Below are 11921 nucleotides of genomic sequence, written 5' to 3' on the forward strand. Positions count from 1 at the left end.
GTGAAACGTTATCGCGTACCTGGTGTTCACCCTAAAGGGCCACCTAGTATCTCGCCTGACGGCTTCGTAAACTTTGAACACCGCCAAACTCTCGCCATAACAAAGTTATATTTGTTATCGATTTATATTGTTTATGTAACTTAGTTTCAGAAGCAATGATAGCCCCGTCTGCTATGCTTTTTAGTTATGCAACTCATCACCCTCTCTATCCTAAACCAATAAAAACTCATGTAACCTATTGTTTCAGGAGCACATTATGTCCCGTAGAGAACTAGCCAACGCCATCCGCGCCCTGAGTATGGATGCAGTCCAGAAAGCTAACTCCGGCCACCCCGGCGCGCCAATGGGTATGGCCGATATCGCCGAGGTGCTATGGAACGATTTCCTCAAGCACAATCCTGAAAACCCGCAATGGTACGATCGCGACCGCTTTATTCTCTCCAACGGCCACGCGTCGATGCTGCTCTACAGCCTGCTGCATCTGACGGGCTATGACCTGCCCATCGAAGAGATAAAAAACTTCCGTCAGCTGCATTCAAAAACCCCGGGCCACCCGGAGATTGGCTATACGCCGGGAGTGGAAACCACCACCGGTCCGCTGGGGCAAGGACTGGCGAATGCCGTGGGCCTGGCTATCGCCGAGCGCACGCTGGCGGCCCAGTTTAATCAGCCAGATCATGAGATCGTCGATCACTTCACCTACGTGTTTATGGGCGATGGCTGCCTGATGGAGGGGATTTCTCACGAAGTGTGCTCTCTGGCGGGGACGTTAGGACTGGGCAAGCTGATCGGCTTCTACGACCACAACGGCATTTCCATTGATGGCGAAACCAAAGGCTGGTTTACCGATGACACGGCAAAACGCTTTGAGGCCTATCACTGGCATGTGGTGCATGAAATTGACGGCCACGACCCCGAAGCCGTGAAGAAAGCGATTCTGGAAGCCCAGAGCGTGAAGGACAAACCCTCGCTGATTATCTGCCGTACGGTGATAGGCTTTGGTTCGCCGAATAAAGCAGGGAAAGAAGAGGCCCACGGCGCGGCGCTGGGAGAACAGGAAGTGGCGCTGGCGCGCCAGCAGCTGGGCTGGCATCACCCGGCGTTTGAGATCCCGAAAGAGATCTACCGGGCCTGGGACGCGCGTGAAAAGGGACAAAAGGCGCAGAAAAGCTGGCAGGAGAAGTTTGCCGCCTATCAGCAGGCCCATCCGCAGCTGGCGGCGGAGTTTACGCGGCGCATGAGCGGCGGACTGCCTGAGTCGTGGAATGAAACGACGCGGAAGTATATTGCCGATCTGCAGGCTAACCCGGCGAAAATCGCCACCCGCAAGGCTTCGCAAAATGCCCTCGATGCCTACGGCCCGCATCTGCCGGAACTGCTGGGCGGCTCCGCTGACCTCGCGCCCAGCAACCTGACCATCTGGAAAGGGTCGACTTCGCTGAAAGAGGATCCGGCGGGTAACTATATCCACTACGGCGTACGCGAGTTCGGGATGACGGCCATCGCCAACGGCATCGCGCATCACGGCGGGTTTGTCCCCTATACCGCCACCTTCCTGATGTTCGTCGAATATGCCCGCAACGCGGCGCGTATGGCGGCGCTGATGAAAGCGCGGCAAATCATGGTCTATACCCACGATTCCATCGGTCTCGGCGAAGATGGTCCGACGCACCAGGCGGTAGAACAGCTGGCCAGCCTGCGCCTGACGCCAAACTTCAGCACCTGGCGACCGTGCGATCAGGTGGAGGCCGCGGTGGCGTGGAAGCTGGCGGTCGAACGTCACAGCGGGCCGACGGCGCTGATCCTCTCAAGGCAAAATCTGGCGCAAATGGCGCGCACGCCGGAGCAGGTACAGAATATCGCCCGCGGCGGCTACGTGCTGAAGGACGCTGGCGGCAAGCCGGACCTGATCCTGATAGCTACCGGTTCGGAAGTCGAGATCACCGTGCTGGCGGCGGAGAAGCTGCTGGCCAAAGGGGTGAACGTGCGCGTGGTCTCCCTGCCATCGACCGACGTGTTTGATGCCCAGGAGGAAGCCTACCGGGAATCGGTCCTGCCGTCGGACGTCAGCGCCCGCGTCGCGGTTGAGGCCGGCATCGCCGACTACTGGTATAAGTATGTGGGGCTAAAAGGCAAAATCGTCGGCATGACCGGCTACGGTGAATCGGCCCCCGCGGATAAGCTCTTCCCTTACTTCGGCTTTACCGTTGAGCATATCGTTACCGTGGGGGACGAGGTACTGAACGGGTAACCCAGAGCGTGGGCCAGGCGTCTGGCCCCTGCCAGTTATCGCACTGCGGCTGCCGCGCGTAGCGTACAAGGCTAAACCGCTGGCCGTCATAGCGCCAGCGCGTTTGCGTCCCGCAGTCGCCGGGCGCGCGCCCTTTATCCAGCGTCACCAGTTCCTGGCGTCGATCGTCGTAGCGGGCGTTTACCAGTTCGACATCGCGCGGCCCGTCGCCGGGGGGCTGGAAAGGCAGAGTGAGCCGTACCGGATGAGCAATATACGGCCGCTGGCGCGACACCAGCCAGGCCAGCCAAATGGTGTTGTAGGCGCCCGCTTCGCAGCTGGTCATCAGCAGCACCCTATCGTCGGTCAGCGCGGCAACCCGCACCTCGCGGCGAAACGGATCCAGCGAACAGGCGCTGCTGTTCATGCGCTCGTTGCCATAATCCATGAGATCGTTAAGTTCATCGCGGCTGAGGGGGGACTCCGCCACGTCGATTCTCGCCACCGAGCGCAGCGCCGGGGCGGGCGGAACGCTGAGCGGCGGCTCTTCCCCCTTCCCTACCCACGCGGTTTCGCTCCCCACGCGCTTCTGCCGGCTATCGATAAACAGCAGGGCGGCTTTCAGCCCCTGTAAAGAGATGGCCTGCAGGCCATTTTCGAGGGTTATCGCCTTTGCTGCCTGCACCTGCTGCAGAAAGGCATCAATGGTGACGCTATCGTCGGTTTCAAGCAGTTTGTCGGCGATCTGCCAATGTTTATCGCCCAAAGACAGGGGTTTACCATCGAGGCGAAGGCGCGGCGCAATCGGCGCCAGCGCCGCGACCGGATTGCCCACGCCGCCGAGTTCAATGCGCAGGCTGGCGCTGGTAGCCGCCCCGGCGCTGCGGGTGAGGGTCATGACCAGGCCGTGATGCAGCCCGACGTTGCGGGCCACGCAGAAGTTCTGATTGTTGCAGGTTACCTGCCAGTCATTGAAGAGCTGTTGTGCCGGCGCCGCCCGCACCAGCGACGTCGGCAGTAAACCGAAAAGCAGAAACAAAATAACCCGATGCAACATGAGCGGCACAACCCCGGAGAAAACGCCATACACAGCGGCTATGTTCACCAGCGGCGAGGTTTTACTCAATCGGATTTATCAGAGATCCCCGTTCATCAGCCCGGAGGTTTGCAAATATTGCAGCAGGATCACCGCTTTGCCATCGCGGATCTCCCCGTTCGCCATCATCTCCAGCGCCCGATGATAAGGGAGCTCCAGCACCTCAATATCTTCATCATCAACGCCGCCGCCATCGTTGGCCCGCTGAGTATCGTTATATTCGGCAATAAAGAAATAGATAAGCTCGGTGACGCCGCCGGGCGACATAAACAGTTCAAACAGTTTGCGCACTTCACCCACTTCGAAACCGGTCTCTTCAATGGCTTCTTTGCGCACGCACTCCTCCGGCTCATCGCTGTCCAACAGCCCGGCGCAGGTTTCAATCAGCATCCCGTCTTCGTTGCCGTTTATCCAGGTCGCGATGCGGAACTGGCGAACCAGCACGACGGTCTGCTTATGGCGGTTATACAGCAAGATGGTAGCGCCGTTGCCGCGATCGTAGACTTCGCGTCTATGGCGAACCACGCTGCCGTCGCTGCGCGTCAGTTCATAGGTCATGTTGCGCAAAAGGAACCAGTTTTCGGAGAGGATTTTATCTTTGATAATGTTGATATTGAGTGACATACGAGCCCCACAGCGTGAAATGACGATTCCATACTACGCTGTGAAGCCCGCTTTGTCGTCAGTGAAGCGGAATCGATTTAACCTCGAGGAAGTCCATTATCCCCTGCGCCGCGTGGCGGCCTTCCGCCATGGCGGTCACCACCAGATCGGCGCCACGCACCGCATCGCCGCCGGCAAACACTTTGCGATGGGTGGTCTGGTAGCGGTAGCGGCTTTCCACATTGGCCTTGATTCGACCCCGGCTATCGAGCTTAACGCCCACCGATTCCAGCCACGGCATACCGTGCGGATGGAAACCAAAAGCCATGATCACCGCGTCGGCGGGCATGACAAACTCGCTTCCGGGGATTGGCGACGGGCTGCGGCGCCCCTGAGCGTCCGGCGCGCCCAGCCGGGTACGCAGAAAGCGTACGCCGTTGACGTGTCCCTTTTCGTTCAGCTCCAGGGTGACCGGCTGGACGTTAAATTCAAACTGCGCCCCCTCTTCGCGCGCGTTTTTCACCTCTTTCTTCGAACCAGGCATATTGGCTTCATCGCGACGATAGGCGCAGGTAACCTGCTTCGCGCCGTGGCGCAGCGCGGTACGCACGCAGTCCATCGCCGTATCGCCGCCGCCGAGCACCACGACGTTCAGCCCTTCGGTGTTGACGTAAGGCTCTTCCGGCAGCTCAAGCAGCCCCATCACCTGTTTGGTGTTGGCTATCAGGAACGGCAGCGCGTCATATACGCCGGGCGCGTCTTCATTCGGCAGATCCGCTTTCATCGAGCGATAGGTTCCGGCGCCAATAAATACCGCGTCATAGTCATCAAGCAGCGTCGTCAGCGGGATATCTTTGCCTATCTCGCAGTTCAGCTCAAAGCGCACGCCCATCTGGGTAAAGATTTCCCGCCGCCGGGCAAGCAGAGATTTATCCAGCTTAAAGGCAGGAATACCAAAGGTCAGCAGACCGCCAATTTCCGGGTGACGGTCAAAGACCACCGGACTCACGCCGTTACGCACCAGACGGTCGGCGCAGGCGAGCCCGGCAGGACCCGCGCCGATAATCGCCACCCGCTTGCCGCTTTCAACGACCTGAGAAAGATCCGGCCGCCAGCCGTTGGCCAGCGCCTGGTCGGAGATATAGCGTTCAATGTTGCCGATAGTCACCGAACCGTGCTCATCGCGCAGCGTGCAGGCCCCTTCGCACAGGCGATCCTGCGGGCAGACGCGGCCGGTAATTTCCGGCAGGCAGTTGGTCTGGTGAGAAAGCTCCACGGCGGCGGAAATATCCCCCTCTTTCACGCGTTCAATCCACTGCGGAATATGGTTATGCAGCGGACAGGTCCATTCACAAATGCTGTGCTCGCCGCACGTCAGGCAGCGCTCCGCCTCGCGGTTGGCCTGCCCGGCGCTGAACGGCAGATAAATTTCGCTAAAATTGGCCTTACGCGCCTCGGCGGATAGCTTGTCGGGCTCGCCGCGCGGCGGCGTCGCGGCCATCTGCGCGACTTTGCCCGCGGAGCAAGGCGCCATCGCCGCGCCGGGGTGGCCAAGACGCGCCGCGCGCTGACGCCGCTGTTTCGCCAGATTCACCAGCGTGCTGTCCGTTGCCAGCACCAGCGCTTCGGCCGGGCAGTTTTGTACGCAGGCGGGCCCCTCTTCGCGACCGCTGCACAAATCGCATTTATGCGCCGTCGCTTTGACCCTCTCCTCCTGTACCGGCGTCAGGACGATTTGCATCACGCCAAACGGGCAGGCAACCATACAGGATTTACAGCCGATGCATTTCTCCTGATTAACCTGGACGCTGTCGTTAAGCTGGCTGATGGCGCCATTGGGACAACTGCGGGCGCACGGCGCCCCTTCACAATGGTGGCAGGTTACGGCGTTACGTTTTTGCTCGTTTTTGATAACCGTAATGCGCGGCAAAAAACGCTGCGGGGTCAAAACATGCTGCTCATCGTTGTGCGCCATGACGCAGGCAACTTCACAAGCCTTGCATCCGATGCACTTATGACTATCGCTTAAAATAAAGTGGTTCATGACATCCTTCAGTCTTCGTGGTGAATAACCCCTCAATTCGCATGCCTATCTATTACCCGACAAAACGGTGCCGGAACAATGTGCATTTGCACAGGTTGCCGATTTTTTGGTAATAACCCGAGGTGGATCAATTTTTTTGACTTAAATGAAATCACGTTTTATTTAGCTAAGTAATAATGCGCTACGTATGCGCCACCGCGGCGGCGCGCCGAAAGGAAGGAGCAGATAGAGGAAGAAAGAGAGTTCTTTACGCTGCCATAAAAGGCACACGATAAATTACACTATCTCCTTATTTTCTCCACGATTGCCTGAGGGCTTGCCGCTAGAGTGTCACAGGCTGTGCAATAACAAAAAAATGTGCAAAATGAGGTCCTAATTCTGATGGCGAATTTTTTTATCGATCGCCCCATTTTTGCGTGGGTACTGGCAATACTTTTATGCCTGACCGGTACGCTCGCAATTTTGTCGCTTCCCGTTGAGCAATATCCCGACCTTGCCCCGCCTAACGTACGGATCACAGCGAACTATCCGGGCGCTTCGGCACAGACGCTGGAAAATACGGTCACCCAGGTTATCGAGCAAAATATGACCGGCCTCGATAACCTGATGTATATGTCATCCCAGAGCAGCGGCACCGGCCAGGCCACCGTGACGCTGAGCTTTACCGCCGGGACCGATCCGGATGAAGCGGTCCAGCAGGTGCAGAACCAGCTACAGTCGGCGATGCGCAAACTGCCGCAGGCCGTCCAAAACCAGGGCGTAACGGTGCGTAAAACCGGGGATACCAATATCCTGACGATCGCCTTCGTCTCTACCGACGGCAGTATGGATAAACAGGATATCGCCGACTACGTCGCCAGTAATATTCAGGACCCGCTCAGCCGGGTCAACGGCGTCGGAGATATTGACGCCTATGGTTCGCAGTATTCGATGCGCATCTGGCTCGATCCGGCCAAACTCAACAGCTTTCAGATGACGGCGAAAGACGTCACTGATGCCATCTCTTCGCAGAACGCGCAGATCGCCGTCGGCCAGTTGGGCGGCACGCCGTCGGTGGATAAACAGGCGCTCAACGCGACGATTAATTCACAATCGCTGTTACAAACGCCGGAACAGTTCCGTGATATTACCCTGCGGGTTAATCAGGACGGTTCGGAAGTCACCCTTGGCGACGTCGCCACCGTCGAGATGGGGGCGGAAAAATACGATTACCTCAGCCGCTACAACCGCCAGGCGGCGTCCGGGCTGGGGGTTAAGCTGGCCTCTGGCGCAAACGAAATGGCGACCGCTGAACGCGTCATCAGCCGTCTGAACGAGCTGTCGCAATATTTCCCGCACGGCCTGGAATATAAAGTCGCTTACGAAACCACCTCATTCGTTAAGGCGTCGATTACCGACGTCGTGAAAACGCTGCTTGAAGCCATCGCGCTGGTCTTTCTCGTGATGTATCTGTTCCTGCAGAACTTCCGCGCCACGCTGATCCCGACCATCGCCGTTCCGGTGGTGCTGATGGGAACCTTTGCCGTCCTTTACGCCTGCGGCTACAGCATCAACACCTTAACCATGTTCGCGGTGGTGCTGGCGATAGGCCTGCTGGTGGACGATGCCATCGTGGTGGTAGAGAACGTCGAGCGTATTATGAGCGAGGAGGGCCTCTCGCCGCGTGAAGCGACGCGAAAATCAATGGGGCAGATTCAGGGCGCGCTGGTCGGTATCGCCATGGTGCTATCGGCGGTATTTGTGCCGATGGCCTTCTTCGGCGGCACCACCGGCGCGATCTACCGCCAATTCTCGATTACCATCGTCTCGGCGATGGTACTGTCGGTGCTGGTGGCGATGATCCTCACCCCGGCGCTGTGCGCCACATTGCTTAAACCCGTTCATAAAGGCGAAACCCACGGGCAGCGGGGCTTTTTTGGCTGGTTTAACCGCACGTTTAACCGTAACGCCAGCCGCTACGAAACCGCGGTCGGCAAAATTCTTCATCGTTCGCTGCGCTGGATAATGATCTACGTCCTGCTGCTGGGCGGGATGGTCTTTCTGTTTCTGCATCTGCCCACGTCATTCCTGCCGCTGGAAGACCGCGGCATGTTTACCACTTCGGTGCAGTTGCCGAGCGGCTCAACCCAACAGCAAACCCTGAAGGTGGTGCAGCAGGCGGAAGACTACTTCCTGAACAATGAGAAGCAAAACGTTGAATCGGTGTTCGCGACCATCGGCTCCGGCCCCGGCGGCAACGGCCAGAACGTGGCGCGTATGTTCGTACGCCTGAAGGACTGGGACGAACGCGATCCCACAACCGGTTCATCTTTTGCCATCATCGAACGCGCAACCAAAGCGTTTAACAAAATTAAAGAAGCGCGCGTCTTTGCCAGCAGTCCGCCGGCCATCAGCGGTCTGGGCAGCTCCGCCGGTTTCGATATGGAGCTGGAGGATCACGCGGGCAACGGACACGAAGCGCTGATGGCCGCCCGCGATACCCTGCTGGAGCTAGCCGGCAAAAATAACCAGCTCACCCGCGTCCGCCACAACGGCCTCGACGATAGTCCGCAGCTTCAGGTGGACATCGATCAGCGTAAAGCGCAGGCGCTGGGCGTCTCTATCGACGATATCAACGACACCCTGCAGACCGCGTGGGGGTCAAGCTACGTCAACGACTTTATGGATCGCGGCCGCGTGAAGAAGGTCTACGTTCAGGCGGCCGCGCCGTATCGCATGCTGCCGGACGATATCAACCTGTGGTACGTGCGCAACAGCAGCGGTACGATGGTGCCCTTCTCCGCCTTCGCGACCTCGCGCTGGGAGACCGGCTCGCCGCGTCTGGAGCGCTACAACGGCTACTCGGCGGTAGAGATCGTCGGTGAAGCCGCGCCGGGCGTCAGTACCGGTACCGCCATGACGATTATGGAAGAGCTGGCCCAGCAGTTGCCGAACGGCTTTGGTCTCGAATGGACGGCGATGTCTTATCAGGAGCGGCTCTCCGGGGCGCAGGCGCCGGCGCTGTACGCCATTTCGCTGCTGGTGGTGTTCCTGTGCCTGGCGGCGCTGTATGAAAGCTGGTCGGTGCCGTTCTCGGTGATGCTGGTGGTGCCGCTGGGGGTTATCGGCGCGCTGCTGGCGACCTGGATGCGCGGACTGGAAAACGATGTCTATTTCCAGGTGGGCCTGCTGACGGTTATCGGCCTGTCGGCGAAGAACGCCATTCTTATTGTCGAATTTGCCAATGAGCTGAATCAGAAAGGCGAAGATCTGCTTACCGCCACGCTCTCCGCCTGCCGCCAGCGTCTGCGGCCGATCCTGATGACCTCACTGGCGTTTATCTTCGGCGTACTGCCGATGGCCACCAGCACCGGGGCGGGCTCCGGCAGCCAGCATGCCGTCGGCACCGGGGTGATGGGCGGGATGATTTCCGCCACGGTGCTGGCTATCTTCTTCGTGCCGCTGTTCTTTGTGCTGGTACGCCGCCGCTTCCCGCTCAAGGAACGGCCGCAATAATCGGGACGCGCCCTGACGATATTTTCGCCAGGGCCAAATAACAGAAAAGGCGACCGGACAGGTCGCCTTTTTCATGTGGTCGCTTCAACTGCATTATTATTCTGCCTGTGAAATCGCCATGCTTTTATTGCGGAAAACTATTTACGAAGCATGCCTTCGATAAAGTCTTTCCAGTTCCCCAGTTCGTGTTCAATCATAATAGCCTCTCTTATTATTATGGGTGATTTTATGCAAATTCATTGATGGTTAAAAGCCTGTTTGCGCTATCGTACTGATAACTTTCATTACCCCCTGCGGAACGTTCTCTTTCATTCGTAAGTACTATGAGCCGATTTTGCGCATTTTAATGTGACCAACAGCAACATTTAGCAACATTTGTTCATCAGCCTGAATCACCGGAATCCGCCTCGAGGCCAGGAAACGCCGTCAGGGGGCGTTCAAAAAACAGCCAAAATGTAACAATGAATATATCCCGACGGGAAAAAACGATATTTATTAAAGCATTTCACGTATTATTTATTCAGGGCTTATATATTCGGAACATTCTTAGCCAATCGTTTAATTCAACGGAAAAGGTTTAATCATGCTTACCATGTACGGGATAAAAAACTGCGACACCATAAAAAAGGCTCGCCGCTGGCTGGAGACGCAGCAGATAGAATATCGCTTTCATGATTATCGTGTCGATGGTCTGGATCGCACTTTATTAGATACCTTTATCGCTGAACTCGGCTGGGAAGCCCTGCTTAACACCCGGGGGACGACGTGGCGCAAGCTGGATGAAACGGTCCGCGCCGGTATCAATAACGCCGACGCTGCGGCAAAACTGATGCTGGAAATGCCGGCAATCATTAAACGCCCATTGCTCTGCGCGCCCGGTCAGCCTATGCTGCTGGGTTTCAGTGAATCAAGTTATCAGCAGTTTAACGAGGTGTAGTCTATGTCTTGCCCGGTCATTGAGCTGGCTCAGCAGCTTATTCGCCGCCCTTCCCTCAGCCCCGATGATGCGGGATGCCAGGCGTTAATGATTGAACGCCTGCGTGCGATTGGCTTTACCGTTGAACCGATGGATTTCGGGGATACCCAAAACTTCTGGGCCTGGCGCGGGCGCGGGGAAACGCTGGCGTTTGCCGGCCATACCGATGTCGTCCCGTCGGGGGACGCCGATCGCTGGATTAACCCCCCCTTTGAACCCACCATTCGCGACGGCATGCTGTTTGGCCGCGGCGCCGCGGATATGAAAGGCTCGCTCGCGGCAATGGTCGTCGCCGCCGAACGTTTTGTCGCTCAGTATCCAAATCATAAAGGTCGTCTGGCCTTCCTGATCACTTCTGATGAAGAAGCCAGCGCGAAAAACGGCACCGTTAAGGTTGTTGAAGCACTGATGGCGCGCAACGAGCGCCTGGATTATTGCCTGGTCGGCGAACCCTCCAGCACCGAAGTCGTCGGCGATGTGGTGAAAAACGGCCGTCGCGGCTCTCTGACCTGCAACCTGACCATTCACGGCGTACAGGGGCACGTGGCCTACCCGCATCTCGCCGATAACCCGGTGCACCGCGCCGCGCCGATGCTGGCGGAGCTGGTGAATATCGAATGGGATAAGGGCAACGAGTTCTTTCCGCCGACCAGTATGCAAATCGCTAACGTGCAGTCCGGCACCGGCAGCAACAACGTAATTCCCGGCGATATGTTCGTCCAGTTCAACTTCCGCTTTAGCACCGAGCTGACCGACGAAATGATTAAAGCGCGCGTCGTGGCGCTGCTGGAGAAGTACGCGCTGCGCTACAGCGTCGACTGGTGGCTCTCAGGCCAGCCGTTCCTGACCAGCCGCGGTAAGCTGGTTGATGCGGTGGTTAACGCCATTGAGCACTATAATGAAATAAAACCGCAGCTGCTGACCAACGGCGGCACCTCCGACGGGCGCTTTATCGCGCGTATGGGCGCGCAGGTGGTTGAACTGGGGCCGGTGAACGCCACCATTCATAAAATAAACGAGTGTGTGAATGCCGCCGACCTCCAGCTGCTGGCGCGGATGTACCAACGCATCATGGAACAGCTGGTCGCCTGACGGCATCAATAGAGAAGAGGTAAGCGCATGGATTGGCTAACGAAATACTGGTGGGTTCTGGTGTTGGTATTTTTGGTGGGCGTGATGATCAACGTGATTAAAGATCTGACCCGCGTTGACCACAAAAAATTTCTCAACAATAAACCGGATCTGCCCCCGCATCGCGACTTCAACGACAAGTGGGACGACGATGACGACTGGCCGAAGAACGACCCGTCGAAGAAGAAGTAACATCTTACTGCGGATTGCCATAAAGCAATCGCCCGGCGAGTTCGACGCGGGTCAAGTAGCCCGGACTGATGCGCAGCATCGCCTCCGGGAAAATATCCTACTCTGCGCTCTTTTCCCGGGGGCGGCGCTTAACGCGCCTTGCCCGGGCTACGGG

The 11921-nt window shown here is 57.6% G+C and carries 8 protein-coding genes and 1 pseudogene; 5 read left to right on the forward strand and 4 right to left on the reverse strand.

Annotation, left to right across the window (positions count from 1 at the left end; all coding sequences use genetic code 11):
• Positions 1-256: 256 nt before the first annotated feature.
• Positions 257-2251 (forward strand): transketolase, encoded by a 1995-nt coding sequence (gene tkt, locus ABLU87_RS23220; RefSeq protein ID WP_122116645.1) that lies wholly within the window; start codon positions 257-259, stop codon positions 2249-2251.
• Here the strand turns inward: tkt and ABLU87_RS23225 are convergent.
• From ABLU87_RS23225 to aegA, 3 genes and pseudogenes are all read right to left on the reverse strand, one after another.
• Positions 2220-3287 carry a DUF1176 domain-containing protein gene (locus ABLU87_RS23225; RefSeq protein WP_032720557.1) on the reverse strand — a complete coding sequence of 356 codons (1068 nt, stop codon included), beginning with the start codon at positions 3285-3287 and terminating at the stop codon, positions 2220-2222. The genes tkt and ABLU87_RS23225 overlap by 32 nt on opposite strands.
• A gap of 65 nt (positions 3288-3352) precedes the next feature.
• Positions 3353-3950: pseudogene (gene nudK / locus ABLU87_RS23230) on the reverse strand (GDP-mannose pyrophosphatase NudK).
• Positions 3951-4008: 58 nt separating this feature from the next.
• Positions 4009-5973 carry a formate-dependent uric acid utilization protein AegA gene (aegA, locus tag ABLU87_RS23235; protein WP_025106618.1) on the reverse strand — a complete coding sequence of 655 codons (1965 nt, stop codon included), beginning with the start codon at positions 5971-5973 and terminating at the stop codon, positions 4009-4011.
• 381 nt (positions 5974-6354) lie between these two features.
• Here aegA and acrD point away from each other — a divergent pair, with 381 nt between their 5' ends.
• Positions 6355-9468: a multidrug efflux RND transporter permease AcrD gene (acrD, locus tag ABLU87_RS23240; RefSeq protein WP_004853071.1), complete on the forward strand. Its 3114-nt coding sequence runs from the start codon at positions 6355-6357 to the stop codon at positions 9466-9468.
• A gap of 137 nt (positions 9469-9605) precedes the next feature.
• On the opposite strand, the gene ypfM is transcribed toward acrD, so the two are convergent.
• Complete coding sequence (gene ypfM, locus ABLU87_RS23245; protein ID WP_100181659.1) at positions 9606-9665, reverse strand: protein YpfM; 60 nt, start codon at positions 9663-9665, stop codon at positions 9606-9608.
• A 386-nt stretch (positions 9666-10051) separates the two neighbouring features.
• Between ypfM and ABLU87_RS23250 the strand changes: the two genes are divergently transcribed.
• From ABLU87_RS23250 to ABLU87_RS23260, 3 genes are read left to right on the forward strand one after another with little or no spacing between them, the layout of a single operon-like run.
• Positions 10052-10405: an ArsC family reductase gene (locus ABLU87_RS23250; RefSeq protein ID WP_004853073.1), complete on the forward strand. Its 354-nt coding sequence runs from the start codon at positions 10052-10054 to the stop codon at positions 10403-10405.
• A 3-nt stretch (positions 10406-10408) separates the two neighbouring features.
• Positions 10409-11536 (forward strand): succinyl-diaminopimelate desuccinylase, encoded by a 1128-nt coding sequence (gene dapE, locus ABLU87_RS23255; RefSeq protein ID WP_004853076.1) that lies wholly within the window; start codon positions 10409-10411, stop codon positions 11534-11536.
• 27 nt (positions 11537-11563) lie between these two features.
• Positions 11564-11767, forward strand: coding sequence for a YpfN family protein (locus ABLU87_RS23260; RefSeq protein ID WP_004123464.1), 204 nt, complete (start codon positions 11564-11566; stop codon positions 11765-11767).
• Positions 11768-11921: the final 154 nt, after the last annotated feature.

The sequence above is a fragment of the Klebsiella sp. CB_Kp196 genome (assembly GCF_040061575.1).
GTDB classification, from domain to species: domain Bacteria; phylum Pseudomonadota; class Gammaproteobacteria; order Enterobacterales; family Enterobacteriaceae; genus Klebsiella; species Klebsiella michiganensis.